The sequence below is a fragment of the Arthrobacter sp. 05T423 genome (assembly GCF_056396245.1).
On the sequence record NZ_JBFTLC010000006.1, the window covers coordinates 88,700 to 114,757 of the forward strand.

Annotated in this window: 25 protein-coding genes and 1 pseudogene; 14 read left to right on the forward strand and 12 right to left on the reverse strand. The window is 64.4% G+C overall.

The features are described 5' to 3' along the window. Positions 1-49 precede the first annotated feature (49 nt). The gene (locus AC1DFE_RS07220) at positions 50-307 is read left to right on the forward strand and encodes a hypothetical protein (RefSeq protein WP_476905217.1); all 258 of its coding nucleotides are present in this window, start codon (positions 50-52) and stop codon (positions 305-307) included. A gap of 70 nt (positions 308-377) precedes the next feature. On the opposite strand, the gene AC1DFE_RS07225 is transcribed toward AC1DFE_RS07220, so the two are convergent. Together AC1DFE_RS07225 and AC1DFE_RS07230 are read right to left on the reverse strand one after the other, a co-directional pair. Further along, the gene (locus AC1DFE_RS07225; protein WP_476905218.1) at positions 378-605 is read right to left on the reverse strand and encodes a hypothetical protein; all 228 of its coding nucleotides are present in this window, start codon (positions 603-605) and stop codon (positions 378-380) included. A gap of 86 nt (positions 606-691) precedes the next feature. Further along, positions 692-2,014 carry a hypothetical protein gene (locus AC1DFE_RS07230; RefSeq protein WP_476905219.1) on the reverse strand — a complete coding sequence of 441 codons (1,323 nt, stop codon included), beginning with the start codon at positions 2,012-2,014 and terminating at the stop codon, positions 692-694. A 250-nt stretch (positions 2,015-2,264) separates the two neighbouring features. Here AC1DFE_RS07230 and AC1DFE_RS07235 point away from each other — a divergent pair, with 250 nt between their 5' ends. Further along, positions 2,265-2,891: a DUF4230 domain-containing protein gene (locus AC1DFE_RS07235; RefSeq protein WP_476905220.1), complete on the forward strand. Its 627-nt coding sequence runs from the start codon at positions 2,265-2,267 to the stop codon at positions 2,889-2,891. Positions 2,892-3,074: 183 nt separating this feature from the next. Here AC1DFE_RS07235 and AC1DFE_RS07240 read toward each other — a convergent pair. After that, positions 3,075-3,286, reverse strand: a pseudogene (locus tag AC1DFE_RS07240) (hypothetical protein); the annotation flags it as partial. Between the two features lie 99 nt (positions 3,287-3,385). On the opposite strand from AC1DFE_RS07240, the gene AC1DFE_RS07245 reads away from it, so the two are divergent. The 6 genes from AC1DFE_RS07245 to AC1DFE_RS07270 all read left to right on the forward strand — a co-directional run bounded on the left by AC1DFE_RS07245 (position 3,386) and on the right by AC1DFE_RS07270 (position 10,089). Continuing rightward, entirely contained in the window at positions 3,386-4,858 is a 1,473-nt protein-coding gene (locus AC1DFE_RS07245) for a DUF3375 domain-containing protein (RefSeq protein WP_476905298.1), read from the forward strand. Then, positions 4,855-5,529: a DUF4194 domain-containing protein gene (locus tag AC1DFE_RS07250; protein ID WP_476905221.1), complete on the forward strand. Its 675-nt coding sequence runs from the start codon at positions 4,855-4,857 to the stop codon at positions 5,527-5,529. Before AC1DFE_RS07245 ends, AC1DFE_RS07250 begins: the two co-directional genes overlap by 4 nt. Positions 5,530-5,537: 8 nt before the next feature. Next, on the forward strand, positions 5,538-7,430 hold the full coding sequence (locus AC1DFE_RS07255) for an ATP-binding protein (RefSeq protein ID WP_476905222.1): 1,893 nt from the start codon (positions 5,538-5,540) through the stop codon (positions 7,428-7,430). Then, on the forward strand, positions 7,388-8,959 hold the full coding sequence (locus tag AC1DFE_RS07260; RefSeq protein ID WP_476905223.1) for an SbcC/MukB-like Walker B domain-containing protein: 1,572 nt from the start codon (positions 7,388-7,390) through the stop codon (positions 8,957-8,959). The genes AC1DFE_RS07255 and AC1DFE_RS07260 overlap by 43 nt, the downstream gene beginning before the upstream one ends. Beyond that, positions 8,956-9,459, forward strand: coding sequence for a DUF3322 domain-containing protein (locus tag AC1DFE_RS07265; protein ID WP_476905224.1), 504 nt, complete (start codon positions 8,956-8,958; stop codon positions 9,457-9,459). The genes AC1DFE_RS07260 and AC1DFE_RS07265 overlap by 4 nt, the downstream gene beginning before the upstream one ends. A 90-nt stretch (positions 9,460-9,549) precedes the next feature. Continuing rightward, positions 9,550-10,089, forward strand: a complete 540-nt coding sequence (locus AC1DFE_RS07270) for a Wadjet anti-phage system protein JetD domain-containing protein (protein ID WP_476905225.1) — start codon at positions 9,550-9,552, stop codon at positions 10,087-10,089. Positions 10,090-10,570: 481 nt separating this feature from the next. Here the strand turns inward: AC1DFE_RS07270 and AC1DFE_RS07275 are convergent, their stop codons facing one another. Continuing rightward, complete coding sequence (locus AC1DFE_RS07275; RefSeq protein WP_476905226.1) at positions 10,571-11,110, reverse strand: GNAT family N-acetyltransferase; 540 nt, start codon at positions 11,108-11,110, stop codon at positions 10,571-10,573. Beyond that, the gene (locus tag AC1DFE_RS07280) at positions 11,107-11,979 is read right to left on the reverse strand and encodes a ribokinase (RefSeq protein WP_476905227.1); all 873 of its coding nucleotides are present in this window, start codon (positions 11,977-11,979) and stop codon (positions 11,107-11,109) included. Before AC1DFE_RS07280 ends, AC1DFE_RS07275 begins: the two co-directional genes overlap by 4 nt. Positions 11,980-12,121: 142 nt before the next feature. Here AC1DFE_RS07280 and AC1DFE_RS07285 point away from each other — a divergent pair, with 142 nt between their 5' ends. The 3 genes from AC1DFE_RS07285 (at position 12,122) to AC1DFE_RS07295 (ending at position 15,971) form a co-directional block, all read left to right on the forward strand. Continuing rightward, the gene (locus AC1DFE_RS07285) at positions 12,122-13,552 is read left to right on the forward strand and encodes an MFS transporter (RefSeq protein WP_476905228.1); all 1,431 of its coding nucleotides are present in this window, start codon (positions 12,122-12,124) and stop codon (positions 13,550-13,552) included. A gap of 35 nt (positions 13,553-13,587) precedes the next feature. Further along, the gene (locus tag AC1DFE_RS07290) at positions 13,588-14,595 is read left to right on the forward strand and encodes a nucleoside hydrolase (protein WP_476905229.1); all 1,008 of its coding nucleotides are present in this window, start codon (positions 13,588-13,590) and stop codon (positions 14,593-14,595) included. Between the two features lie 737 nt (positions 14,596-15,332). Next, entirely contained in the window at positions 15,333-15,971 is a 639-nt protein-coding gene (locus AC1DFE_RS07295) for a hypothetical protein (protein WP_476905230.1), read from the forward strand. A 305-nt stretch (positions 15,972-16,276) separates the two neighbouring features. Here AC1DFE_RS07295 and AC1DFE_RS07300 read toward each other — a convergent pair whose 3' ends face one another. Continuing rightward, positions 16,277-17,164: a hypothetical protein gene (locus tag AC1DFE_RS07300; RefSeq protein WP_476905231.1), complete on the reverse strand. Its 888-nt coding sequence runs from the start codon at positions 17,162-17,164 to the stop codon at positions 16,277-16,279. Between the two features lie 170 nt (positions 17,165-17,334). Beyond that, on the reverse strand, positions 17,335-17,493 hold the full coding sequence (locus AC1DFE_RS07305) for a hypothetical protein (RefSeq protein WP_476905232.1): 159 nt from the start codon (positions 17,491-17,493) through the stop codon (positions 17,335-17,337). A gap of 346 nt (positions 17,494-17,839) precedes the next feature. Between AC1DFE_RS07305 and AC1DFE_RS07310 the strand changes: the two genes are divergently transcribed. Both AC1DFE_RS07310 and AC1DFE_RS07315 read left to right on the forward strand, forming a co-directional pair. Continuing rightward, positions 17,840-18,814, forward strand: a complete 975-nt coding sequence (locus AC1DFE_RS07310) for an Ltp family lipoprotein (RefSeq protein WP_476905233.1) — start codon at positions 17,840-17,842, stop codon at positions 18,812-18,814. 315 nt (positions 18,815-19,129) lie between these two features. Next, the gene (locus AC1DFE_RS07315; RefSeq protein ID WP_476905234.1) at positions 19,130-19,414 is read left to right on the forward strand and encodes a hypothetical protein; all 285 of its coding nucleotides are present in this window, start codon (positions 19,130-19,132) and stop codon (positions 19,412-19,414) included. 72 nt (positions 19,415-19,486) lie between these two features. Here AC1DFE_RS07315 and AC1DFE_RS07320 read toward each other — a convergent pair whose 3' ends face one another. Continuing rightward, positions 19,487-20,905, reverse strand: a complete 1,419-nt coding sequence (locus tag AC1DFE_RS07320; protein ID WP_476905235.1) for an MFS transporter — start codon at positions 20,903-20,905, stop codon at positions 19,487-19,489. Between the two features lie 116 nt (positions 20,906-21,021). On the opposite strand from AC1DFE_RS07320, the gene AC1DFE_RS07325 reads away from it, so the two are divergent. Continuing rightward, the gene (locus AC1DFE_RS07325) at positions 21,022-21,570 is read left to right on the forward strand and encodes a TetR/AcrR family transcriptional regulator (protein WP_476905236.1); all 549 of its coding nucleotides are present in this window, start codon (positions 21,022-21,024) and stop codon (positions 21,568-21,570) included. A gap of 176 nt (positions 21,571-21,746) precedes the next feature. On the opposite strand, the gene AC1DFE_RS07330 is transcribed toward AC1DFE_RS07325, so the two are convergent. Genes AC1DFE_RS07330 through AC1DFE_RS07345 form a run of 4 tightly spaced genes read right to left on the reverse strand, consistent with a single transcriptional unit; the run spans position 21,747 to position 26,025 of the window. Then, complete coding sequence (locus AC1DFE_RS07330) at positions 21,747-22,526, reverse strand: 3-oxoacyl-ACP reductase (protein ID WP_476905237.1); 780 nt, start codon at positions 22,524-22,526, stop codon at positions 21,747-21,749. 23 nt (positions 22,527-22,549) lie between these two features. Further along, on the reverse strand, positions 22,550-23,917 hold the full coding sequence (locus AC1DFE_RS07335) for an aldehyde dehydrogenase family protein (protein WP_476905238.1): 1,368 nt from the start codon (positions 23,915-23,917) through the stop codon (positions 22,550-22,552). Then, positions 23,898-24,662, reverse strand: a complete 765-nt coding sequence (locus AC1DFE_RS07340; protein ID WP_476905239.1) for a gamma-glutamyl-gamma-aminobutyrate hydrolase family protein — start codon at positions 24,660-24,662, stop codon at positions 23,898-23,900. Before AC1DFE_RS07340 ends, AC1DFE_RS07335 begins: the two co-directional genes overlap by 20 nt. Beyond that, positions 24,643-26,025 carry a glutamine synthetase family protein gene (locus AC1DFE_RS07345; RefSeq protein ID WP_476905240.1) on the reverse strand — a complete coding sequence of 461 codons (1,383 nt, stop codon included), beginning with the start codon at positions 26,023-26,025 and terminating at the stop codon, positions 24,643-24,645. Before AC1DFE_RS07345 ends, AC1DFE_RS07340 begins: the two co-directional genes overlap by 20 nt. Positions 26,026-26,058 lie beyond the last annotated feature (33 nt).

Genomic DNA, 26,058 nt, shown 5'->3' on the forward strand with positions numbered 1-26,058 from the left:
GCGCAGAAACGGCGGAGGCGATGCTGCGTGGTCTCAGCCAGTCCTAAGCATGCTTATCTGCGAAGAGCCGCTTTTCTGGATCAACCATGCCAAGGACCTCTTCGCAAAGTTGGTGGCCCAGCGCGACGCCATCGGAGTGGAGTTTGGTTTCGGCGCGGAGGGGGACGACTGGCCCGACCGCAAAGCAGACAAGCTCGTCATTAGCCGGCCCGGCGAATTACTGGACGAGGCACGGGCGCAGGAACTCGTGGAGTGGCTCGTGATTTCGGGGCACACGATCGCGCGGGTCTTGTCGAAGTACCTGTAAAACACAAGTAATTCGCGGGATCGGCGGGATCAACGGCGTCTTGGTGACCTGGCGGGAATCCAGCCCTCGGCTATCTCTTGCGCATCTTGTTTATTACTTCCGCTGCCTTGCGGTAGGCCTCTTTGGCTTCGGGGCTTGTTGCTGCATGATACATCTTCTTGCCGTCCTCAAGCAGTTTCCCTGCCTTGGCCTGCGTCTCGGGGTCCTTGGCGAGAGCGTAAAGCTTGGCGGCGGCAGTTTTTGCCTTCTGTCCGCCGTCCTTCATAACAGCAGCGGCTTTGTCTGCTTTTCCGGCCATGGTTGCTCCGTAAAATCGTAGGCGGATTGTCTTAGCGAGCTGAGTATGCGTCAGATGGTAGTAAGCGCTTTGCCCACCTGAGTTGATTAGGCTGCGATTCCAGGGAATACGACGAGGGATCCGTCACGCTTCCGTTCAATTTCAATTGCAACGTCATCCCGGTGGCCAGATACCTGTAGATCGTCTCCCAGAGCGCGAAGTCGGTACGAGGCTTGTAGCAGTTGGTCTACCTCGCCAGCCGTAAACGCGGGAAGGCGGAAACCGCCGTCGCGCTTCACCTGAAGCGCAGACAGTCGAAGGAGCACCTGGTTGATACCTGACTCCAACTCGTCGGTGCTGCGCCCGTCGTCGTGGAGCGTCCCGATGAAACTCTTGAAGGAATTGCCGGTGTCCTGCTGGGCGTGCTCGACTGCCTGAAGCACGAGCACCCGCCGTTTGAGAGCGATGGCCAGCCGTGCAATCTGTAGGTGCGCCCGGAAGGTTCCGCCTTCCTCGGTGATGCCGGGAAACGGCTTTTTCAATCCGCTTACCTCGACTGCGCCGTCGGACAGCGCATCCAGTGCCGCTTCCCACTTCTTCAGCCGCCGCCGAGTGGCAGCGATAGCGGTATTGATGCCGTGCACGGAGGAATCCAGACCCAGCGAAAGGCCAATCCGGCCCTGGTCAAGGAGGATCGACGTCGCCTTGTCGATCGCTTCACGGCAACCGTCCAACTCGTTGCGTTCTTTATCGAGGTTGTCTTCGTGCAACTGCTCCAAGAGGTCAGTGATCCGCTCAATTGCTTCCTGGCGCTGGTGCTCGGCGTATGCGCTGACGCTGACGGCCACGGCCATCAGCACGAGTGGCGCGGCCACCGTCAGAGCTCCAGCGCTGGCTACCGCAACGCCAGCCGTCGCTGCCGAACCAGTTGCAGCGCCGGCAGTGCCTGCAGCTGCGGCTTTACCTGCAACAGGCACGAACTTTGCCGCACCTACGATTCCGGTCGAGCCCATCAGAGGACCGTGAACAGCTCCTGCGACTCCTTTGGCTGCCATGGGCCGCACAAGCCCCTTGCCCACCTGCGCGGCAACCTTGGCAGGGACTACCATCCGGTACAGCACCTCTCCGGTATCGGCCATGTTTAGTTGCGGGGGAGCGGATTTCGCTGTTTGGGTTACCAGCTGCGCCAATTGCTTTGCCAGCGGGCTTGCAACGTCAAGTGGGATCCCGCCTTTACGGTCACGAGTCGGTGGCATGGAATGCATCTCGAGTGTTGCGATCGGGGCGTCCGCAAGTGCTGCCAAAACCGTCCGCAGTTCTGCAAGGCGAGCCGGCGTTAAGCCCTCGGTGCCAAGCAAGTCAGACACGCTGACCGCCTCCGTAGCCAGTGTCCACACCGGTACGAGTGCCTTGCTGTCAGTAGTAGTCACTTGTTTCCCCTCGATGAAGTGAAGCCGCCCTGGGCGGTGCTAGCGACGGCGCCTGGGGGAGCCAAGAACGTGATCCTTGCCCAATTGTCACCGGTCGTTATCGTCCCACATAGAGATCAGAATTCCTGAAAGTGTCGCCACCCTAACCGTCGGGCGAGTCCCGCTACACTGATCCTGAATCAGCCAGACAGTAAATTCTGGAAGCAACACCAGGAACGGAACCTCCGCCGTTTCAAGGCAAAGGGGTCCAATGTCCGAAGCCAAATCATTCAAGCCCGTCGCGCTCGTTTCATCTGCCGTGGCGGTGCTTCTGGCAGCACTGTTGGCAGCGAGCATGCTTGGGTTCGGCCCGTTTTCGAGCAAGAGCGAGCGGGACCTAACCGTTCTTCTGAAGTCAGTCAAGAATGTCAGCCAGTACCACGCTGCGGTCGGTAATTTTGAGCTTCTACTGGACGAGAAAGAAAGCAGCGGGGGGCTTCCCGATTTCATAGCAGGACGACGGACGCTCTTTGTGGCCGCTGGCACCGTCAATGCCTATGTCGACCTTGCAGGTCTCGCCGAAGAGGACCTTACTCTGTCAGCGGACGGCAAGTCGGTGACGGTGCGGCTGCCCGAGCCGCAGCTCGACAAGCCCAATATTGACCACGACCGGTCCTATGTGTACAGCCAGGACCGTGGCATCGCTGACCGAGTCGTAGATGCTTTCACGGCGCCTCAGCAGGCGGAGCTCTATCTCCTCGCCGAATCAGATATGGCTGACGCTGCGGAGAAGTCCGAGCTGCGGCAGCGAGCAGGTGAAAATACCAAGAGCATGCTGACTGGTCTGTTCGGGTCGCTCGGATACGAGGTTACCTTTGAGGGCGGGGCATCTAGTTAGGTAATGCTGATCGACCGGGTTGGTTCCGGCTTCGGCGTAATCAGCTGCTTCAAATTAGCGAGCAGGACGCCGTAGTGGCCTCCAAAATTCGGACCCTACAAAAGACGGCGATACGCGCAGCCCGGGAGGACCGGATGAGGCGAATTATTCTTCCAGTAGGTCCGGTGTGATGAGACGACTGTGTCACGTCGCAGCCACCGGAGTTGCCCTGATGTAGCTGCCCCTGGTCCCGCAGACCCCAGCCACCTCAAACAGCAGCCCCCTCGCATCCCGGAACTTCTGCACCTGATCGGGGTCGGCGCCGTCGTCCGCCACCAGGTCCACGGCAGGGCCAGCCGTGCCCAGGTGTGGAAGGGCCGCAGCCCAAGCTTGAACGAGTCGGCCAGCACGTAGACTCCCGGCCTCGATACCCTTCGAATCGACGCTTACCCTTGAGGACTTCGGGCTTATCGGGCAAGGAATCATTGTCAGCGCCATTGGCTAGTGTGAGACGCATGACTGTTCTTCGCGCCGCCCTCACGGCCTCCCGCCTTTTGAGCGAGGACCCTGCGTGGCGTCTGCTCCGTGCAAACAACGCAGCCATCGCCGTGGCTGTGCTGAGCAAGCATCTGGGCGGCGAGCAACGGCGGTTGGCGGCGCCGACGCTCTTTGAGCAGGTTGAGGAGGACCTGGAGGAGCTGCGCGGTAATGGCTTCGACCTGCCGCAGACGGCTCAGGCATATTGCACGGCATGGCGTAATGACGGCATCCTGATCCGTCGCACGGCAGAGGGATCCCGCGAGGAGACCTTTGAGTTGTCGCTGGGAGCTCTGCAGGCCATTCGCTTTGTCACCGAGCTGTCCCAGCCGCGGCAGGCCGTCACCGAATCGCGTCTTGCCACAATCCTGGACAGGGTACGCGTGCTGGCCCGCGAAACAGACCCGGACAGTACGTCACGGCTGCGCGCACTGCATGAGGAACGCGCCCGCATCGATGCCCAGATTGAGCGGGCCGCCGGCGGGGACGTTGACGTGCTGTCCGCCGAGCAGGCCGCTGAACGGCTGCGCGACGTACTATCGCTCATCGAAGAAATACCCAGTGATTTTGCCCGGGTCCGGTCCGAGCTTGAGCAACTCAACAGGGACCTGCGGGAACGGCTGATCGAACAGGATGGCCCGCGCGGCAGCGTCCTGGATGACATCTTCCGCGGTGTTGATCTCTTGGCCGAGTCCGAGGCTGGACGGAGCTTTTCCGGCTTCTATGCTTTACTGCTTGACCCAGAACAGGGACGTGATTTCGAGGACAGCATCGACACCATCATGGACAGGCAATTCACGTCCCGGCTCTCCGCAACGCAGGTGAGGACTCTGCGCCGGATTTTGCCCACGCTCCAGGACCACAGCTCCGAAATCCATGCCGTCATGACTGCGTTCAGCCGCAGCCTGCGCCGCTTTGTCCAGTCCCAGGAACTCGAACAGGACCGGTTGATCAACCAGCGGCTGCGTTCTGCATTGCGGCAAGCTTTAGAGACCTCGCAGTCGGTGAAGCCTTATGCCAAGACAGAATTGTCGCTGGACCTGACCAGTGTTCCGCTCAATTCAGTGGCCGCTCTTAATCTGCATAATCCGGCCGACTTCGAAGTCGCTGGCGAGATCATCGAGCATGACGCCGAGACAGTGGACATTGAGGAACTCCGGGCTCTGGCCCGCGCCTCCGAGATCGACATGATCGAATTGACTGGCAATATAAATGCCGTGCTGAGCCGGCAAAGCTCTGCAACCATTGCCGACGTTTTGGCTGATCGTCCGGCCACCCAAGGTGTGGCAAGCGTCGTCGGACTCCTAGTTCTAGCCGAAGAGCACGCCATCGCGCTGAGCGGCCGTGAAGACGTCACCTGGCGGCCCCCCGGACGCTCCACCGATGGCTCCGGCACCACGCGCTGCGGCACCGTGGGCCGCTATCTCTTCACCGAAAGGATTTATCCGTGAGCGAATCAGGCGTACCCGGACCGGCCGGAGGCGAGGGACCGTTGTCCGACGTCGCGCTGTGGGATGGCGACACGGGCACCCTGCGGGAGCCCTCCCGCCGGGTCCTCGTCCAGCTTCTACGCGGCCCCTATCTCTCCGCCTCCCGGCACGGCAATCTATGGACGGCTCTCTTGTCCGACGAAGACGCCGTCCGGTCCAGCTTGGCAGACCTGTTCCTGGACCTAGTCACCGATCACGCCGCACAGGTCGCCTTCGTCCGCAACACCTCCGCGGACGTTGACGGGCCAAAAGTGATGCGCACTGCCACACTGACGTTCCTGGACACGGCGCTGCTGCTCCACCTGCGGCAGACGCTACTGCAGGAAGGCGGCGGTCGGAATACCATCGTCGGCGCGGACGAAGTGGCCGATCAGCTGCAGGTTTACCGAGGGAAAGACAACGCCGACATCGCGGGATTCTCCAAACGCATCAACTCGTCCTGGCAAAAAATGGTCAAATACGGGCTTTTGGCTGCAACCAGCACCGAGGGCCGTTTCGAGGTTTCGCCCGTCTTGAGGCTCGTTTTCGGCGCGGAGGAGATTGCAGCCGTGCAGGCGGAGTACCGGCGGCTGGCTGCGGAGGTAGAGCCCGGCTCCGCAGAGCTGCCCGACACCAATGAGGGGGCAGAATGAGCATGACGATGGCGGCCACGGCACCAAGCACCCGGACCAGTCAGTGGCGGCTGGAACGGGTAGAGCTGCTCAACTGGGGGACGTTTCAAGGCCACCACGGCCTGGACATTGCACGAAAGGGCTTCCTGCTGACTGGACATTCCGGCTCGGGAAAGTCCTCGCTGGTCGACGCCATCTCAGCGGTGCTGACGCCGCGAGGAAAGCTGCATTTCAACGCGGCCGCCCAGGACACCTCCGCCCGGGGGGAAGACCGGACGATTGTGAGCTACATCCGCGGCGCGTGGCGGCGCAGTGCCGATGACGAAACGGGCGAAGTGCGTGCGGAATATCTGCGCACCGGCGCCACGTTTAGCGGCATCCTGCTGCGCTACAACGACAACACAGGGTCTAAGCCGGTGCTGTTGCTCAAGCTGTACCACCTGCGCCGAGGCTGCAACACGCCCGCTGAAGTCAGCGAATTGAGCATCCTCCTGCAGGAGGATGCGACGCTCACCGATTTTGTCGACTACCTTCGCAACGGCATCGAGACCCGGCGCATCAAGAGCACCTGGCCGGCCGCATACGTCACCGACAAGCATTCGGCCTTTGCCAGCCGCTTCTGCCGCCTGATGGGCATCTCCGGCGAGAATGCCGTCCTTCTGCTGCACAAGACGCAATCGGCCAAGTCGCTGGGCAGCCTTGATGACCTATTCCGCCAATTCATGCTGGACAAGCCGAAGACGTTCGACATCGCCACTACCGCAGTGGCGCAGTTTGGCGAATTGTCCGAGGCCCACCGGCTGGTGGTGGAGGCGCGCGAGCAGGTGGAACATCTGCGGCGCATGGAGGAACCGGCCCGCGCGTTCGGGCTGAACAGCGCCCGCGCCACCGATGCCGCTGCACTTTCCGCGGCGTTGCCCAGCTTCAAGGATGAGTGGAAGCTCAAGCTGGCCAAGGACGCTAAAGCGGCCGCCGAGTCTGCCGCACTGACCACCCAACACGACCTCGATTTAGCCACCGCCACCACGGCGGAATTGGAAGAGGCCCATTCGGCAGCCCGCCGACAAGTGGACGGCCATGGCGGGCAGGCCCTCCGCGACCAACAGACGCAGGTGGACATGGCACAGGAGCGCGAACGCGATGTCCTGAGCCGGCGAGCGGAGCTGGCTTCAAAGTTGGAGGCGGTAGGCATCAGTTTCCCTGCCAGCTTCGAAGAGTACGAGGAACTTCGGGCCGCGGCCCGCACCGAACGCAGCGGCCTGGAGGCCGCCCGGGCGGCTAGCAGACAGACCATCAATGAGCTTCATGAGGCCCGCAGTGCCGCCAAAGCGAAAGTCCGCGACCTCGAAACGGAGCTCAAATCCCTGCGCGGCCGACGGTCCAATCTCGACGACAAGCTGGTGACAGCGAGGTCCGTTGTAGCCGAGGCGACGGGCCTGCCGGCGTCGGCGTTTCCGTTCGCCGGTGAACTGTTAGAGGTCCGGAAGAAATTCGCTGACTGGACCGGAGCCATCGAGCGGGTGCTGCGTCCGCTGGCCACCGTCATGCTCGTCCCGGAGAAGCACATCGACCGTGTGCGCGAGGCCGTCGATGGGCTGTTTCTGGGCTCGCGGCTCGTCTTCGAGTCCGTCCCCAGCCGGTCAGAACCACCGCGACCCGCACGAACCGAGCGGTCCTTGGTCTCGCGGGTCCAGGTTGCCGATGGTCCTATGGCCGGCTGGCTGCACGCGGTCCTGTCGGGCAACTATGACTACGAATGCGTCGATTCGCCCGCGGAACTAGCCGGTTCGGAGAAAGCCGTCACCCGTGCCGGGCAGGTCAAACGCTCACGCACCCGACACGAGAAAGACGATCGGTCACGGGTGGACGACCGCTCAACGTGGGTGCTCGGATTCGACAACGCGACAAACTGGAGCTACTGAGTTCACTCGTCCAGGCTGCCCGAGCCACGGCTGACCAACTCGCCGATAAGGTCGACGCCGCGGAGAATCGGCGCGAGTCCGAACGCCGGCGCGCCGAGGCACTGGCACTGACTGAAACCCAAGGCTGGGACCAACTGGATGCTGGCCGGGCCCGCACCCGGGTGGTAAGCCACAAAGAACGGCTGGCGGAGATCCTCGCGGTGAGTGGCGACCTTCGAGCAGCCGAAGCTGTTGCCAAGGAGGCCAGGGCGCGCTGGGCGGCTGCGCAGAAGGCCCAGCAGGCCGCCATGGAGTCGCTGGCTGACGTCAGAACTCAACTGGCGGGATTGGACCGCATCGTGTTAGGGCTTGAACCGCGTGTTGCGGCGTCGGCCGACGTGCCTGAGGAGCTTGCTGCCAGTCTCCGGGAACGATTCCTGAAGCAGCGCCGCAGCATAGTCCACGAGGTGATCGACGACGTCGCACTGGCTGTGGCCACTGGGTTGAGCGCGGAGGAAAAACAGGCCACGTCCCAGGCCGCGGCCGCCCGGACAGCCTTCGCCTCGCTGGCGGGAGAGTTCCGGCGTCGTTGGTCCGCCAAAGCCGGGGACTTGACCGACCAGGTGGAGGATGGTGGCGGATACCTTGCCCTGTTGGAGCAGCTCGTCGCGGACCGCCTGCCGGACTTTGAGACCCGGTTTTTCGAACTCATGGAACGCCAGTCGCAGCAAAATGTGGCCACTTTGGCCAATGAGATCCGCCGCGCGCCCTTGGAAGTGCGGGACAGGGTGACCCCCATCAACGGCTCTCTCAAACGGTCTGCCTTCGACGCCGGGCGGTTCCTGAAGATCGTCGTCAAGGAGAACCGGGGCGAGCTGGGCCGGAAGTTTCTCAGCGACCTGCAGGACATCAGTACGGGCTCCTGGGTGGCCCAGAACCGCGACGATGCCGAAGCCAAATTCGAGGTCATGCGCCGCATCATGGAGAAACTCGCCTCCAGCGAACCTGCCGACACGTCCTGGCGGAACCAATGCCTGGACACGCGGCTGCACGTGCGCTTCACCGCCACGGAGGTGGACTCCGCCGGCAGGCAGCTTAACGTGTACGATTCCAGCGCTGGCCTCTCCGGCGGTCAGCGACAAAAGCTTGTCACGTTTTGCCTGGCCGCGGCCCTGCGCTACCAGCTGGCCGGCGATGGCGAGGACGTGCCGCGCTACGGAACCGTCGTCATGGACGAGGCGTTCGATAAGGCGGACAGCAACTTCACCCGCATCGCCATGGATGTCTTCACGGAATTCGGTTTCCACATGGTGCTCGCCACACCGCTGAAACTCCTGCAAACGCTGGAGGAGTACATTGGGGGCATGGCCGTGGTCACCTGCCGGGAGTTCCAGGACTCCCGCATCGGCTCCCTGTCCATGGACGACGGCGAGGTTCCGGACTCTGTGCCACCGCCTGCCGAGGTGCCGGGCCGGGAGCAGCCGGCCGGCACAGGGCTGCTGGAAATCCGGGATGCTGAAGATCCTGCGGAGACGGGCGCGCTGTTTTGAGCCCCACGCCGGTGACACCTGCCGGGGCGGCCGCGCAGGCGCTCAAGAAATACAACCGCCACGTTGGCTCGTGGTCCGTAGGCGACGACGCGTCGCTTCCCTTTGGCATCCCCTTGCATCCGCCCACCGAAGCACAGGCACTGGCCTCCGTGTCCGCCGCCGTCGACTGGGCCAAGTCATGGGAAGGGGCCGCCGACGTGTTGTGGACGGAACGCCGCTGGGCCAGCCTCGGCCAGCAGAGGATTCCCGACCGTGTGCAACTCGACACCCCCGGGGCTGTCGCTGCATTTGCCGGCAAAACCACCCACTGGCAACGGGCATCCTCCAGGGCCAAGGCACTGCTCGACTCGGTGCCGCAGCCCCATGCAGACCGGTTTGCGACCGCGGTGGGCCGCAGCGCCGTGGAACTTGCCGCCTTGGCTCCCGAAGACTTCACCCGGCTCGCCGGCGTACTGGAATGGCTCAGAGTGCATCCGGCGTCCGGACTGTACATCCGCTAATTGCCCATCCGCGGAGTCGACACCAAATGGGTCCAGAAGTACAGGCCCCTCGTCACGCGACTGCATGAAGCAGCCACCGGTAGAAGTGGGTTGGGACTGGCGGACAAACCGGACCTGGTCCGCGTGCGTTTCCTCGACCCCGCTCTGGCGCCGGGCGGATTGGCGGATCTGGCTGCACCGGTCACGGAGTTGGCCGCTATGGACCTGAGCCCCGAGGTGGTCTACGTGTTTGAGAATCTGGAGTCCGTGTTGGCCATGCCGCCTCTGCCGGGGGCTGTGGTGGTCCATGGTTCCGGCTACGCAGTGGACAGGTTGGCCCGCATCCCGTGGATCCGCGACCATGGCGTCGTCTACTGGGGCGATCTAGACAGCCACGGGTTTGGCATTTTGAACCGGTTGCGGGCCCAAGGCATTGCTGTGAGCACTGTTTTGATGGACCTGGACACGTTGGAGGCATTCAAAGACCTCTGGGGGCACGAGCCCAAGCCGGCCGTTGGGACCATGCAGCACCTTCTGCCGGAGGAGCTTGCAGTGGTGGAACAGCTGGCGGTACGCGGCAACGTGCGTCTGGAACAGGAACGGATCGATTGGATGACGGCCATGGCGGTGCTCATTTCGACACAGCGCTGACCGGCTTTCCCACGACCTTTTACGACCAAGCCAGGACCCCCGCGGCATTACACCGCGGGAAGCGTTAGAGGGGCGTTGCAGCCGAGGGGCACAGGTCTGTCAGTCCTACCTCTCCGTTGTGTGACGGGGCGCAATTGTCGCGAAACACAAAGGGTTAAATTCCGCCATGCACGGGGGCTGCTACGCTCGTTGGTACGACCCGTTCCGCCTGTTGCTTAGCCGGGTCAATCAGCGTCCTTGCGATAGCAAGAGCCATGTCTAGGCCCGCCGCATCAGGGCAAGAAAGTCATCGGGCCCAGCGACCAAATCCCCGGCCTTCGGGGACCCATTACATGTAACGGGGGTCAGGGCCATGGCTCCGCTCTAGGTGCGGACCAACCGGCCCTGCTCTTCGAGGTTCGGCGGGTTCAACCACCAGTCACGTCGGGCGCGGTTTCGACAAGCTCAACCACCAGTCACGTCGGGCGCGGTTTCGACAAGCTCAACCACCAGTCACGTCGGGCGCGGTTTCGACAAGCTCAACCACCGACAGGTCCAGCCGGAACACCCAGAGCAGCACGTCCTCGCCCGGCACGTACCAGTCGCGGGCAGGGACCCTCCGGAAGCCCAGGGATTCGTAAAGAGCATGCGCCCGTTCCATGAACGTCGCGCTCGTAATGCTGATCGCCCTGATATTCGGCAACGACTCCGCGTGTTCGATGACCCGGCGGACAACGGCACGCCCAACGCCGCCGCCTTGAACGGCAGGATCAACCGCGAGCATCCGGAACTCAAGCTCATTTTCCATTGCGATCTCGCTGCACGGTTGCCCTGCGAAGGTGAGCGTCACTGCTGCCACGACTGCGCCCGATGATTCGGCGACCCACACCTCGGCATGCTTCGCCCGGTGTTCCACGTCATTCAGCGCACTCATGTATGGGTGGTCGGCAGCGAAGTGCCCGGCGTGGAGGTACGCCTCTCGCGTGATTCTCTGGACCTCAGAATAGTCGGCGGCCGTTGCCAGCCTGAAAACCACAGTCACGGCGCAGCAACCCCGGCCCCAGCCACCCGCTCAACGTACTCCTCGAGTCGCGCCAGCGCCGGCTGCGAAGAGGGATCGCGCACCGCATCTGCCCCCACCGCATTGGCCACGGCCAGCGCCCGCCCGTAATCCAGTCCAGCCCGCAGCGCCAGCACCAGCGCCGCACAGAATGCGTCCCCCGCGCCAATGGTGTTCGCCACCGTCGCGGCGGCAGCAGGAGCCTCGGCAACCTTCCGGCCGTGCTCGAACATCGCGGAGCCGTCCTTCCCGTACGTCACGGCCACGAGCTTCGCGGAAGTGAGTGCCGGGATCAGCTCGTACTCGGTCTCGTTGACGATCACCAGATCGCACCGCTCCAGAAGCTCCGCCGGCAGGTCCATGGCCGGCGCCGCGTTCAACGCGAAGAACCCCGAGGACTTCCGGGCGGCCTCCAGCACCACAGACAGGCCGACCTCGAGCTGGCACAGCACCGTCTCGTCCGGCGCAAACGAAACGCCGTCCAGCGAAAACGCTGCGTTTGCCCCCGGGCACACCACGATCTGGTTCTCGCCGTCGCGGTCCACCACGATCAGCGCCGTGCCGGTCGCGTCGCCGTCGAGCACCGCCACGTCCGCGGTGTCCACGCCTGCGGACGAAAGGGCCTCCAGCATCAGCCGGCCCTGGGCGTCGTTGCCCACCGCGCCGATCATCCGGGAACTTCCGCCCAGCCGCGCGGCGGCCACTGCCTGGTTGGCTCCCTTGCCGCCCGGTTGCTGCTGCAGGACGCCGCCGCCGATGGTCTCGCCGGCGGTGGGAAGCCGGTCGGTGGTGGCGATGATGTCCAGGTTGATGCTGCCGACGACGGTGACGGCAGGAAGCTGAGTGCTCATAAGGAAGTCCTATCAGGTCGAGCCAGGGGCGGCTGAATTAGGAAATAGTGTACGGCATGGTTGTACTTGTTMGTCATACATGGTTGTATAACAACTGATTTCCCATCCGCAGGACATCCTGCAGAGAACAATGGAGTTTGATGTGAACACCCCAGCCAACGCCAGCACCTCGCCACCCACCGCCGTCGAAAGCGAAACCGACGTGACCAGACTTGCCGGCCGCCCGGCCGCCCTGCTCATTTCCACACTGCTGCTCGGCGTGCTGTCCTTCCAGCTCAACGCCAGCATGGTCACCCCGGCCCTGCCGCGGATCGCCGCCAGCTTCGGCCAGGCCCCCGACGCCGCCGCCCCCGTGCAGTCCATGTTCTTTTTGGCCGGCGCCATCGCCGGCCCGGTGATCGGCAGGTGGAGCGATTTCATCGGCCGGCGCGCCGCGCTCCTGCTGGTGCTGGCCATCATGGGCGCCGGCACCATCCTCTGCATCGCCGCGCCCACCCTGCCGCTGCTCATCGCCGGCCGCTTCCTGCAGGGCGTGTCCAGCGCCGTCTTCGCCCTGTCCTACATCGTGCTCAGCGAGAACCTGCAGCCGCGCGTCTTCGGCACCTCCGTGGGCATCATCGCCGCCATCAACGGCGGCATCGGGGGAGTGGACGGCTACGTCGGCGGCCTGATGTCCGAGACCCTCGGCTTCCGGTCCATCTTCGCCGTCGTCCTGGTGCTCACCGCCGTCGCCGCCGGCTGCATCCTCAAGACCGTCCCGAAGGGACGGCCGCAGCACGTCCGCGGCGCCATGGACTGGTGGGGAGCGGGCTCGCTCTCGGTGTTCCTGGTGTTCATCACCTACTTCGTCTCCGGCGGATCCGCCGCCGGCTGGACCGCGCCCGGTACCCTGGCTCTGCTCGCCGGCACCGTCGTGTCCTTCGCCGCTTTCTGGATGATCGAGAAGCGGCGCAGCCACCCGCTCATCGCCGTCCACCACCTGCGCTCCCGCCAGGTGTGGCCCGTCATCGCCACCACCGTCCTGACCCTGGCCGGCATCTTCGCCGTCATGAACTTCACCGTGGTGCTGCTCAGCCAGGACGGCCGCTCCGGCTTCGGGCTCAGCCCGTCCCTCTCCGCCCTGCTGTTCCTCACCCCGGCCGCGCTCATCGGCGTCTTCGCCGCGCCGCTGGCCGGCTGGCTCGCCGGACGCCGCGGCTGGATCAAGACCCTCCGCACCGGCACGGCCCTGAGCCTGGCCTGCGCCGTGGCTGCCGCCTTGTTTTCCGGCAACCAAGTGGCGGTGATGATCGCCGTCGCGTCCCTCGGCATCTTCTACAACGGCCTCTTCCTCACTGCCATCAACGGGCTCTCCGTCCTGCTCTCGCCCAAGGAGGCGCCGGCGGCCCTGCCCGGCATCAACGGTGCCTCGTTCGGCATCGGGGCGAGCCTCGGCGTCGTAATTGTTGCCCCGTTCGCCGCGCAGGCGACGCCCGCCGGCTATGCCACCGCCCTTTGGATCTCGGTGGGCATCACCGCCGCCGCGTTCATCGTCAGCCTGTTCGTGGCCGCCCCCAAGGGCGAGACCCTCTGACCCCTCCGCACCAAACCGAAAGAAGAACCATTCCCATGACCAGCCATCCGTTCTACCTCGACTGCGACACGGGCATCGACGACGCCCTCGCCCTGGCCTACCTGCTCGCCTCACCGCAGGCGGACGTGCGGGGGATCGGCGCCGTGAGCGGCAACGTCAGTGCCGCCGTTGGCGCCCGCAACACCCTGGACCTGCTGGAGCTCGCCGGGCACGCGCACATCCCCGTCGCCCTCGGCGCGCACGACCCCCTGGCCGGTTCCTTCGGCGGGGGAGCGCCGTGGGTGCACGGCGCCAACGGGATCGGCGAGGTTTCGCTTGCTGCGTCCTCTGTTTCGCTCGCGCCGGAGACGGCGGCGGAGATGCTAGTGCGGCTCGCGAACGAGCACCCCGGCACGCTGCGGATCCTGGCCATCGGCCCGCTCACCAACATCGCCGAGGCCCTGCGGCTGGAGCCTTCCTTGCCGGAGCTGGTTGCGGAGATCACGATCATGGGTGGCGCCGCCCTGGCCCCGGGGAACCTCACGCCGGTGGCTGAGGCGAACATCGCCAACGACCCCGAGGCCGCCGCGCTGGTGCTGTCCGCCGGCTGGGACGTGACCTTGGTGCCGCTGGACGTGACCATGACCAACGTGCTGGAGGAGAACCACCGGCAGGAGCTGCTCGCCTCGTCCGGTCCTGTGCCGCGGGCGCTGGGGGAGATGCTCGGTTACTACTTCCGGTTCTACGAGGGCATCTTCGGACGGGCGTGCTCCGCCATGCACGACCCTCTCGCCGCGGCGCTCGCTGTGGGGGCTGTTAGCGCGGCGGTTGCTCCGGTGGTGCACGTGGACGTTGACACCACCTCCGGCCCGGGCCGCGGCCAGACCGTCTGCGACTTGCGCGGACTGTACATGGACTACCCGGAGCAGCCCGGCGCCCGGTGCCGCGTGGTGCTGTCGCTTGAGGACGACTTTGCGCCGCATCTGGTGGAGACACTGCTGGCGTTTGATGGAGCGGAGAGCACGACGGCGGCGCTCGCCTCTGCGGGCACGTCACCTGCCTGAGCCCTCACCCGCCCCACCCTCGAATTTTTGTACAGCGGCCGTCCTCTTGGCACGGTTCAAGTCGTGGCAGCTGTACAGAAACTCGAGGCCGCGGCGTGGCTCAGGACTGGAGTGACGTGACATGCAAGCAGTCAAAAGTCCCGTTCATCAGGCACTTGGCTCAACGGGCCGAAGTTCCCTTCGGACTGTCCGGGCTGGAGAACCCCAGCGGAGCTTTAGCCCGCGGCCCGAAAGAGGGCCTCGGGGGTATCTGTTGCAGAAGGGTAGCGGCCAACGGCCAGTCATGCGCGTGGCGACGAGCGGAGCCATGCCCTCCAATGGCCAAAAGACCGGCGCCAAAGATGTCCACCAGAAAGATGGAGCCGCCTGCGGACAAGGCGGCTCCTCACGGAGCAAGGACTGGACGTCGGCCGCAATCAGGTAGAAGAGGCCCTCGGCAACCCAAATGGTGGGTGCGTGCGGATCAAAGCCGCCTCCGGTAGGGCTTGCGTCCAGGGGGTATCCAGGCCGGCGCCAAGCAGAACCACCTGCGAGTCGTTCCGGGCGGAGCCGGTGTCCCGGGAGTTGTGATGTGGAGGCATTACTACCGCCCTAATGACCGGGCAGGCACGTTGATGCGACTGGATAAAGCTGTTGACGGTAGCCTCGTCTCACGACCGATTTCGTCAGTCCACGGGGCAGCACTTCCGGCTGAGACCTGGCCGACGACACTGATCCCGAATGAAGGCAGCCACCCCGTGAAGAAGAAACTGTCCCTTGCCGCGTCCTTGGCCGGCGTCCTCATAGCCGCGTCGGCGTGCGCCGCCTCGGTCCCCGGCACCTCGGCGCTCGACACCTCGGACTCCGGCACCCCACCCCAGTCGGCAGAGACCGAAGCACCTAGCCCCGCCACCGGGTGGGAGCTGAACAAGCAGGGCGGGGCCGCACGCATTAAAGCCGCGGGACTTGACGTTCTAAACGCCGAAGGCTCCGCCGAACACTTCCACGCACACCTGGACGTCTTCGTGAACGGCAAGGCGATGATCATCCCGGCGGACATCGGCTTCGAATTCAACGCCGCCGGCCAGCCCACGGGCATCTCGGCCCTGCACACCCACGACGAATCCGGCGTCATCCATGTCGAGGCGCCGGTCGTCGGCAAAACGTACACGGTAGGGCAACTGCTGACGGAATGGGGAGTCCTGGACGGAACCGGTCCCGCCACCGGCACAGCGGCCCACTCGCCAATTACTGGCTGGTCGGCGACCGTGAACGGCAAGAAGCGGTCCGGCAGCATTTCGTCGATCACCCTGAAGGCCCACGACGAAATCGTGCTGTACAGGGGCACCGCACCATCCCCGATGCCTTCGACGTTCGCGTTCCCGGCAGGGGAGTAGTCCCCGTGTCTATGCATGGGGTCCTCGGTGGTCCACACGGCGACGCAGTTCTGCGGCAGCGAGGGTAGAGGCTTCAATCGCCACAGCGACGTATCCTGCCTCATTCGGGCTGACTTCGCTGCCGGCCCTAACGAGTCGGTCCGCCCACGGCCCGTGCACGCTTGACGGCGCCGGGACCAGGTGGCCGCTGGAAACCAGGTCGTCAGTCGTGGCTCGTCAAAGGACGAGCGGCCCAATCCTTGAAAAGTGCAGAGGTTCAGCTGCCCGCATCGGGGCCGGAGATTCGCGCGAGCGGTTAGGTGAATTTACTTGGCAGGGGCGGCACCAGATGCTGCGGGACCTGGCTGGGTCTGGCTGTCGGCTCCGCCCCCTCCGCTGCTTCCGTCCGATGTTCCAGTGGCGGGATCGGGCGTGCTCGACGGATCCGGGGTGTCCCCGCCGGCTGGCGTGGTGGGTTCCGCACTTTGTGCGGGGTCACTTGTGAAAGTGGGTGTCGACGTCGGCTGTTCGGTCGGCTCCGTCGCCGGGTCTGTGGCCTGATCCGTTGGCACGGTACTCGGCTCAACTGCCGGGGCGCTCGGTTTCGGGCTCGTGGGGGAAGTGCCCTTGCTGTCCCCGGTGATTGGCACGACGTGGGAAATACTCGACTGGAGAGCGCTGGTTCCGTTCGAAAGGGTAACGCCCGTGGCTGACTGGATGCCAAGAACCGACCCGACTCCAACGAGGAAGATGATGGCTGTTCCACCGACAGCCATCCAGGCCTTCCGGCCCCGAGTCGATTTATCGGGGGCACGCCTTGCAGCGGTTGTGTGTTCCCAAGGCCGAGCAAGCGGCAAGGGCGTGGCGGAGACTTTGCCGGACGTGGCACGGGCGATGCTGGCGGTGTCCGTGGCCACCTGTGGGCGCGTCGTACGGGCTTGATCCGTGACTCGTTTGGGCACGAAGCGCTTGATCTGCGCGTGGCTCCTTTCGAGGGAGGCGCGGAACAGGGGCAGTGCAACGGCCGAGATAACGCTGAGGATAAAGGCGCCGACCACGGATCCTGCCAGGCCGAGGTGCCCGCCGATGATGGAAGCCACGGCGGCGGCGCCCCCGCCCGCGATGACCTGGGCGGGGCTCAGGCCGAGGCCGTTCCCAGTCTCCGCGGCCTTAACGGCTGGTCCTTCAATGTTGCTGTTGTCAGTTTTGGTCATCTATTCCAGCTTTGTCCGTGCAGCCAGTTCGGCTTCGATGGGGTTGCATAAGCTTCCAAATGGGTGTCTGACCCACCGGCGGTGCAGCCTTCAGGATTCCATGAGTTGCTTCAACTTTGTCCGGAACGTAACCAACTGCACAGCCGGAATTTTTCGGGCGGCGTGAGGTGTCAGTCCACGCTTCCACTGGGTGCTGGATCACGGGCGACGAACTCGGAGGCCGACTGCCGTCCCAGCTGGATGCGCTTGATCTCGACCTGGTGCCCGGGGCCGCCGAGGACTTCCTTGAAGGGCCGGATGCGTTCAATGCCGAGTCTGACGCGCACCACACCTTTGCATAATCCTGCGCAGAACCTTGTGTTCGGCGTGGCCAAACCCATGCAGAGCTTGAGCCTGCGGCAAAAGGATGGAGGCGGAGTACACGGCTTGTGGGGAAGCCGGCTTTCGATGGGAAACCAGATGCCCTCAAGACGAGACGATCCGCACGACACCATCGAAGGGAACAGCATGCCCCAGTCCTATCCGGAACAGCCTCCGACACCTCGGGCGGCATCCGCCCCCGGCCAGCCCGAATGGCAGCCGGCCATGGCGCCGGAGCCACAGGCTTCGTACCCTGGGCAGCCTGCCCAATCGCCGTACCCGGGGCACGTCCTGAACCAGCAGCCACACCCCCAAATGCCCCAACAGCCGCCGATGCCGGGCGCCGCTTATGGGTACCCGCAGTGGGGACAGACGCAGCAGAGCAATAAGTCCTTCCTCGTCACGTGGTTGCTCTCCCTCCTCCTCGGCGTTTTAGGCGTGGATCGGTTCTACCTGGGCAAAGTCGGCACCGGCATACTCAAGCTGATCACCTTCGGTGGTCTGGGTATATGGGCCCTGATCGACCTCATCCTCATACTGGTAAACAAGACCCGCGACAAGCAGGGGCTTCCGCTGGAGGGTTACGACAGGCATAAGAAAGTGGCCTTGATCGTCACGGGCGCTTTCATCCTCCTCAGCATTATCCTCAACGCCACCCGAGGCGAAGCTGCACCAACGTCCGCGCAGGCCGTTTCCACTGCCAATGACTCCGCGGTTGCTCCCGCTACTGCTGCTCCGGTAGAGACCGCAACGCAGGATCCCGCAGCCGCCAAGGCTGAGGCTGACGCAAAGGCTAAGGCTGACGCGGAAGCTAAGGCCGCGGCTGATGCTGCTGCTAAGGAGGCCAAGGCTAAGGCTGACGCGGAGGCTAAGGCTAAAGCGGACGCTGCTGCCAAAGAGGCCAAGGCCAAGGCTGACGCGGAGGCTAAGGCAAAGGCGGACGCTGCTGCCAAGGATAAGGCTGAAGCTGCCGCCGCTGCTAAGGCTGCCGCAGAAGCTGGAACGGTCAGTCAGCAGAACGCCCTGCAGAAAGCCGCTGATTATCTCGATTACAGTGCCTTCTCGCGTACCGGTCTCATCAAACAGTTGGTCTTCGAGAAGTATTCGACACCGGATGCGACTTGGGCCGTGGACCGCGTGAGCGTCAACTGGAACGAGCAGGCAGCCAAAAAAGCCAAGGACTACCTCGAATACACGTCCTTCTCGCGTGCCGGGCTGATTGACCAACTGCTCTTTGAGGGCTTCACCCCGGCGCAGGCTGAGTACGGCGTTAGCAAGACCGGTCTCTAGCAACTTGACGAAATGTGGCCCTGATTGGAACGCTCAGCTTCTGGGCGAAAAAGGATGCCCCGGCCGTTTGCGGCCGGGGCATTTCTCGTCGAAATATTCCTTTGACTCGACCAGCAAAGAACTTCTTCGCCTTGAAGCGCAAACGGGTGGTGTGGCCGCGACCCGGGCATGGCGTCAGGACTGGGGCGACTGCATCACTGAGGGTGTCCGGCGCGGTCGGCGATGAGGCTCTTGGCCAGGTAGAAGGGGCGGTTGGCGTGCCGCAAGTACTGTGTCAGCACGAGGACCGGGTCCGATGCGCGCAGGTCCAGCAGCTTGGCGCGGTTTGGGCCCGACCTGGCTCAGGCCGATCTGGCACTCGCCGGGGCCGATTCCCCGGCCAGCCGCTTTGTTGAGCCTCGTGAGCAAGGTGGTGCCGCCGTCGTCGTTAATTTCCAAGGGCGCCGCGGCGCCGCCGGCGAAACTCACGGGAAGCGCGGAGATGTTTTCCTGCAGGTGGGCGATGGGTTCCCCGTCGCGGATCAGCAGGGACTCGCAGAGCCAGACGTCGGTGCCGGGTTCGACGGCGACGCCGGGGCCGACGAATTCGGAGGCCGGTAACCGTTAGTCAGCCGTGGGGAAGGGGATTGCGGTGAGGGCTTCAGACTCAAGGCAACCAGCGAAGTGGTGCCCTCATGCAGCCTTCCGAGGTCTGATGACCAGCCCGACGACGGCTGCCAACGCGAGGGCGGAGAGGATGGTCGCCGACCAGAACCCGGCCCGTCCCCCAGTCAGGAAGTCGCCGGGGGTAGCGAAGGCCGCGTAGGTCGAAGCCACGATGGCCAGTCCGACGGCGCCGCCAAGTTGCTGCATTGTCTGGAAAAGCCCGGAGGCGGACCCTGCGTGCTCGGGTTCGACGTCACGAAGCGCGAGCGTCGTGAGCGGCATGAACGTCATGCCGGCTGAGATTCCCGTAAACAGCAGGGCAATCATGACGATCACGAAGGGCGTGTTCGGACTCAGTTGCGTGAGCGGCAGGAAGGCGACGACGCGAAGGGCGGCGCCGAAGATGACCAGGCGAACGGCCCCGAAGCGCTCGACCAGGCGCGGGACGATCCGCGACATCGCGAAGATGCTCAGGGGCATCGGCAGGAACGCCAGCCCCGTCAACAGCGGCGTGAGGTGCAGATCGTTTTCGAGGTACTGGACCATGAGGAAGAACATCGCCAGCATCCCGCCATAGGTGGCGGCCATCGCCGCCAGCGCTGCCAGCCGGCTCGGGCTGCGGAGCAGCTGCGGGCGGAGCAGGGGGTGGGCCACTCTCCGCTCGGTGAAGGCGAGCACGGTGATCAGCGCTGCGCCGGCCACGAACCCGCCGATCGTGCGGGGACTGGACCAGCCGTCGTCGCCCGCCTGGATGAGAGCCCACACGATGGCGACGGCGCCGCCAGTTGCGGTCACTGCTCCGAGAATGTCGAAGCGCCCGGGTCTGCGGGGAGTTTCGGCGACGAGGCGCGGCACGGCAATGAGGACCACGACGCCGATCGGCACGTTGATGAAGAGGGTCCACCGCCAGTTGGCCATGTCAGTGAGCAGGCCGCCAAGAATGAGCCCGAGTGCGCCGCCCATCGAGGCGACGGCGGAGAACAATGCAAGCGCCCTGTTCCGTGCGCCGTCGTCCCGTGCGCTCGTAGTGATGAGCGCGAGCACGCTCGGGGCGGCGAACGCGGCGCCGAGGCCTTGGAGTGCGCGTGCGATGACGAGGAGAAGGGGTGAGGTGGCCAGGCCGCCGAGCAGCGAGAAGACCGTGAAGACTGCGACGCCCAGCAGGAACGTGCGGCGACGGCCGAAGACGTCTCCGATCCGTCCGCCGAGCAGCAAGAGGCCGCCGAAGGCAACGGCGTAGCCGTTCAGGACCCAGCTGAGCTGGGCGCGGGTGAAATGGAGGTCAGTGGCGATGTGGGGGAGCGCGACGTTGACGACGGTCGCGTCGAGGACAAGCATGAGCTGGGCAAGCATGACCAGCCATAGGCCAATGCTGCCGGCGCGGCCGCGCGAATTGCCGCTCCGGGCGGTCCCGACGGGCCTGCGTGCGGCGATTGTGGATGTCATGGGGTGGTGTCCTGTTCTAGCCGGAGGGCTGACGTACACTAAGAGGAGAGATGCTCCGGTTAGAACTATACGGAGACACTCTCCGTTTTGGCAACAACGTTTTGAAAGGTGTTTCTGTGCGCGCTGACGCCCAACGCAACCGCGACCGCATCGTGGAGGTTGCACGTGCGTTCTTCCGCGCCAAAGGCTTCGACGCCGTCTCCATGGACGAGGTTGCCAAAGGTGCCGGGGTGGGCACCGGTACGCTGTACCGGCACTTTCCTACCAAAGAGTCCCTGTACGACGCGGTCCTCGAGGCCTGGGCAGAGAAGGTCAACGAGGCAGTGGACAGGGCGCTTTCGCTCGATGCGCCGGCGCGGGAGCAGCTGTTGACTTGGCTGAGCGACTACGCAGCGATGCTGACAGAACACAAAGGTGCAGCCGCCAGGATTACTGCTGCGCTGGGCGACCCTGAGTCGCCATTTGCGGCGAAATGCACGACTTACATCAATGCGAATCAGCGCGTGATTGACGCGTTGGACTCGGCCCTGCGCCCCGGGGTGGAGGCAATGCAAATCAGCCGGCTTGTTGGCGGGGCGGCCGCAGTCGCAGACAACAGCGAGCTTCCTGCCGACGCAGTGGCATCGATGCTTGGGATCGTCGCGGACGGGCTGCTTGCTCGCTGACGGCGCACCGCGGCGGCGGCCGCCGTCGTGCTTTTCGAAGACTTCAATAGGCGGGATGCTGGAACAGAACTCCAGGTGAGCGGCGCGGTCTTCAACCATCGGTGGCACCCGCGCGCCATTAAAGCGCTGAGGGCCACGCCGGTGCGCCGGCGTGGCCCTCAGCGTGAATTCGCTTCCTACTCCGGCGTCACATAGGCTCCGGCGATGCCGCCGTCGACCAGGAAGGTGGAGGCGGTGATGAACGACGCGTCGTCGCTGGCAAGGAAGGCCACGGCGGCGGCCAGCTCCTCAGGTTCGGCGAACCTGCCGAGGGGGACGTGGACCAGGCGGCGGGCGGCCTTCTCGGGGTCCTTGGCAAAGAGCTCCTTCAGCAGGGGCGTGTTGACGGGGCCGGGGCACAGGGCGTTGACCCGGATGCCCTCTCGGGCGAACTGGACCCCGAGTTCACGGCTCATCGACAGGACGCCGCCCTTGGAGGCACTGTATGAAATCTGGGACGTGGCGGCGCCCATCACGGCCACAAAGGATGCCGTGTTGATGATGGATCCTTTGCCCTGCGCCTGCATGTACGGCAGGGCGTATTTGCAGCAGTAGAACACGGAGGTGAGGTTCACTTCCTGGACGCGTCGCCAGGCGTCGATTCCCGTGTCGATGATGGAGGCGTCGTCTGCCGGGGAGATTCCGGCGTTGTTGAACGAGATGTCGACGCTGCCGTAGGTTTCGTTGGTCACGGCGTAGAGGTTCTTGACCTCTTCTTCGCTGGTGACATCGACTTTGACGAACAGGCCGTCAACCTCTTCAGCGGCACGCTGTCCGGCTGTCGGGTCAAGGTCGGCGATGACAACGTGCGCTCCTTCGGAGGCGAACCGGCGCGCGGTTGCCAGGCCGATACCGCTGGCGCCGCCGGTGATGACCGCGCTGCGGCCCTTGAGGCGGTTGGAGATAACTTCAATCATTTTTGCTTGTCCTCGTCTTGTGTTCAGGCGGTGGTGGAGATGAAAACGTTCTTGGTTTCGGTGAAGGCGTTCAGGGCGTCAGGTCCCAGCTCGCGGCCCAGGCCGGACTGCTTGAATCCGCCGAAGGGCGTGGAGTACCTGACGGATGAGTGGGAATTGACGGAGAGGTTTCCGGATTCCAGTCCGCGGGCAACGCGCAGGGCCCGCCCGGTGTCCCTGGTCCAGATGGAACCGGACAGGCCGTAGATGGTGTCGTTGGCCAGGCGGAGCGCGTCAGCTTCGTCCGTGAAGGGGACTACTGCCACTACCGGGCCGAAGATCTCCTCGTGCATCACCCGGTCCTCGCGGGAGGGCGTCAGGACTGTGGGCGGGAACCAGAATCCCTTGCCGTCGGGCGCTGATCCTTGGAACGCGATGGGTGTTCCGTCAGGCACGAAGCCCGCCACCGTGCGGTGCTGCGCGGCGGAAATCAGCGGCCCCATGAACGAGTCCTCGTCCCGGGGGTCACCGACCTTCAGCGCCTTGACGGCAGGTTCCAGCAGTTCGAGGAACTTTTCAAAGACGTCGTGCTGCACCAGGATCCGGGAACGGGAGCAGCAGTCCTGCCCGGCATTGTCAAAGGCTCCGCCCGGGGCTGCTGCCGCGGCCGCCTCCAGATCGGCGTCGGAGAAGATGATGTTGGCGCTCTTGCCGCCCAGTTCCAGGGTCACCGGCTTCACCTGCTCGGCGCAGCCGGCCATGATCCGCTTGCCGACCCCGGTTGAGCCGGTGAAAACCACCTTGCGCACTGCCGGGTGCGTGACGAAGCGTTCCCCGACGACGGATCCCTTGCCGGGAATGATCTGGAGTACACCTTCGGGCAGGCCGGCTTCCCTGGCAAGCTGCCCGAGGCGCAGTGCGGTCAATGGCGTCAGCTCGGCGGGCTTGAGGACCACCGTGTTGCCTGCCGCAAGCGCCGGAGCGAATCCCCACGCCGCGATGGGCATCGGGAAATTCCAGGGGACGATCACTCCCACAACACCCAGGGGTTCGTTGAAGGTGACGTTGACGCCGCCGGCGACGGGGATCTGCTGGCCCATATGGCGTTCGGGGGCGCCGGAATAGTAGTTGAGGACGTCCCGGACGTTGCCTGCCTCCCAGCGGGCGTTGCCGATGGTATGGCCGGCGTTGACCACTTCAAGGTGGGCGAGGTTTTCGACGTCGGCATCCACCGCGGCGGCGAAGCGGCGCAGCAGCATTGACCGGTCGGCGGGTGACACGTGGCGCCACGTCTCGAAGGCCGCAGCGGCTTTTTCGATCGCCCGGTCCGTGTCTTCCAGGGTGGCGAGTGGAACCGTTTCTATGATCTCTTCCGTAGCCGGATTCAGGACATCAAACGTGCTGGTGGACATCGACTGGGTTCTCCGTTCGTTCTTTGCGGTAGTTGCGGGCTGCTTCAACGAATCCCCTGAAGAGCCGCAGGTCGTCCGGGTTTTGTTCGGGGTGGAACTGAACTCCCAGCACCCAACCATCTGTTGTCGTCTCGAGCGCCTGTACGGTTCCGTCCTGCGCTGCCGCCGTCACAGCCAGGCCGTCCGCGATCGTGTCCATGGCCTGGTGGTGGTAGCAGGGGGCGCCGGCGCGTGGCCCGAGCAGGCGCTCGCTGATGCTTCCGGGGCTTGTGCTGAATTCGACGGTTCCAAACACGCCTGGTGCCGGCTGGTACTGCTCCGCCTGCGGGGCGACGTCCGGGAGGTGCTGGATCAGAGATCCTCCCAGTGCCACGTTGAGGATCTGGGCGCCGCGGCAGATGGAAAACAGCGGAAGTCCGGTGTCCAGCGCGGCCCTTGTCAGGGCGATGTCATGGGCGTCCCGTGCCGGCTGGGAGCGGGTCAGCTCATGGGGCTCGGCACCGTACTGTCCGGGCTCCACGTCGCTTCCGCCCGCGATGATCAGCCCGTCCAGGAGTTCGACGACGGTGGGGTCCGTGCCGACGGGCGGCAGCAGAACAGGTGTGCCGCCGGCAGCGACCACTGCCTGTACATACGTGCCGGGCAGGATGGCCGCATCGGCCTGCCAGACTCCCCAGGCGGCTTCCTGATAGTAGGTGGTCAGGCCAATCCGCGGCCGGTAGGTATCAGAGACGTTCAAAGCCACGCTTGCGCTCCCAGTCTGTGACGGCACTGTCGTAGGCCTTCAGTTCGACGTCGGCGGCGTGCACGTAGTGGTCCACCACTTCGTCGCCGAAGGACTTGCGTGCGATTTCGCTGGTCACGAGCAGGGCGCGCGAGTCGCGAAGCGTCGTCGGGATCCGGGCGGCAGTGGACTCGTAGGCGTTGCCAACCATAATGGGCTCCAGGGGCAGCTCGTTCTCGACGCCGTGGATGGCTGCCGCAATAAGTGCTGCCGCGGCCAGGTAGGGGTTGACGTCGCCGCCGCCCACCCGGTTTTCCACGCGGAGGCTGGGGCCGCGCCCAACAATGCGGAGTGCACAGCTGCGGTTGTCCAGTCCCCAGGCGATGGCGGTTGGTGCGAAGCTGCCCTCGACGAAGCGCTTGTACGAGTTGATGTTGGGGGCCAGGAAGTACGAGAGTTCCTTCATGGCCGCCAGCTGCCCTGCGACGAAATGCTCCATCAGGGGGCTGAAGCCGTGCTCGCCGTCACCTGCGAGCACCGGATTGCCGTCCAGGTCCGTCAGGCTGAAGTGGATGTGGCAGGAGCTGCCTTCCCGCTCGTTGTACTTGGCCATGAACGTGATGCTCTTGCCGTGCTTTCCGGCGATCTCTTTGGCGCCGTTCTTGTAGAACGCGTGGCTGTCGCAGGCCTGGAGCGCTTCTGAATACCTGAAGGTGATTTCCTGCTGGCCGTGGTTGCACTCGCCCTTTGAGGATTCGACGACGAGTCCGGCGCTTTCCATGCTGTTCCGGATGTCGCGGATGACGGGTTCGAGACTGGCCGTGGCAAGGAGGGAGTAGTCGATGTTGTATCGCGTTGAGGGCTTCAGCCCGACGTACTGCTTGTCCCATGCCTGCTCGTAGCTGTCGTCGAACATGATGAACTCGAGTTCCGTGCCGATATGCGCACGATATCCGAGCTTCTCGAGCCGTTCGATCTGTGCGCGCAGGATTTGCCGCGGTGACTGGGTGACGGGGCGGCCGTCGAGCCAGAGGATGTCGCACTGGACCATCGCCGTGCCTTCCAGCCACGGCACAAGCCGGAGGGTGCTGACATCGGGCCGCATGACCATGTCCCCGTAACCGTTTGCCCAGGACGACATGGCGTACCCGTCGATGGTGTTCATTTCGACGTCGACGGCGAGGAGGTAGTTGCAGCCTTCGGCGCCGTGTCCGAGGACGTCCTCCAGGAAGGACCTTGCGCCGCAGCGCTTGCCTTGGAGCCGGCCCAGGGAGTCGGTGATGGCTACGACGACGGTGTCGATTTCACCTGCCGCAACCTTTTGCTTCAGCTCCTCGACAGTCAGCTGTACCTGGGAGGTTTTCCCTGCGATTTTATTGGTCATCTGTTTTCCGTAACTTCGATCTGGATGTTGGAC

What these genes read in the sequence shown, in the direction of transcription:
- AC1DFE_RS07220 (WP_476905217.1), top strand. Translation starts at nt 50, where the DNA reads ATGCTTATCTGCGAAGAGCCGCTTTTCTGGATCAACCATGCCAAGGAC.
- AC1DFE_RS07225 (WP_476905218.1), bottom strand. Translation starts at nt 605, where the DNA reads ATGGCCGGAAAAGCAGACAAAGCCGCTGCTGTTATGAAGGACGGCGGA.
- AC1DFE_RS07235 (WP_476905220.1), top strand. Translation starts at nt 2,265, where the DNA reads ATGTCCGAAGCCAAATCATTCAAGCCCGTCGCGCTCGTTTCATCTGCC.
- AC1DFE_RS07245 (WP_476905298.1), top strand. Translation starts at nt 3,386, where the DNA reads ATGACTGTTCTTCGCGCCGCCCTCACGGCCTCCCGCCTTTTGAGCGAG.
- AC1DFE_RS07255 (WP_476905222.1), top strand. Translation starts at nt 5,538, where the DNA reads ATGGCGGCCACGGCACCAAGCACCCGGACCAGTCAGTGGCGGCTGGAA.
- AC1DFE_RS07280 (WP_476905227.1), bottom strand. Translation starts at nt 11,979, where the DNA reads ATGAGCACTCAGCTTCCTGCCGTCACCGTCGTCGGCAGCATCAACCTG.
- AC1DFE_RS07290 (WP_476905229.1), top strand. Translation starts at nt 13,588, where the DNA reads ATGACCAGCCATCCGTTCTACCTCGACTGCGACACGGGCATCGACGAC.
- AC1DFE_RS07300 (WP_476905231.1), bottom strand. Translation starts at nt 17,164, where the DNA reads ATGACCAAAACTGACAACAGCAACATTGAAGGACCAGCCGTTAAGGCC.
- AC1DFE_RS07310 (WP_476905233.1), top strand. Translation starts at nt 17,840, where the DNA reads ATGCCCCAACAGCCGCCGATGCCGGGCGCCGCTTATGGGTACCCGCAG.
- AC1DFE_RS07320 (WP_476905235.1), bottom strand. Translation starts at nt 20,905, where the DNA reads ATGACATCCACAATCGCCGCACGCAGGCCCGTCGGGACCGCCCGGAGC.
- AC1DFE_RS07330 (WP_476905237.1), bottom strand. Translation starts at nt 22,526, where the DNA reads ATGATTGAAGTTATCTCCAACCGCCTCAAGGGCCGCAGCGCGGTCATC.
- AC1DFE_RS07335 (WP_476905238.1), bottom strand. Translation starts at nt 23,917, where the DNA reads ATGTCCACCAGCACGTTTGATGTCCTGAATCCGGCTACGGAAGAGATC.
- AC1DFE_RS07345 (WP_476905240.1), bottom strand. Translation starts at nt 26,025, where the DNA reads ATGACCAATAAAATCGCAGGGAAAACCTCCCAGGTACAGCTGACTGTC.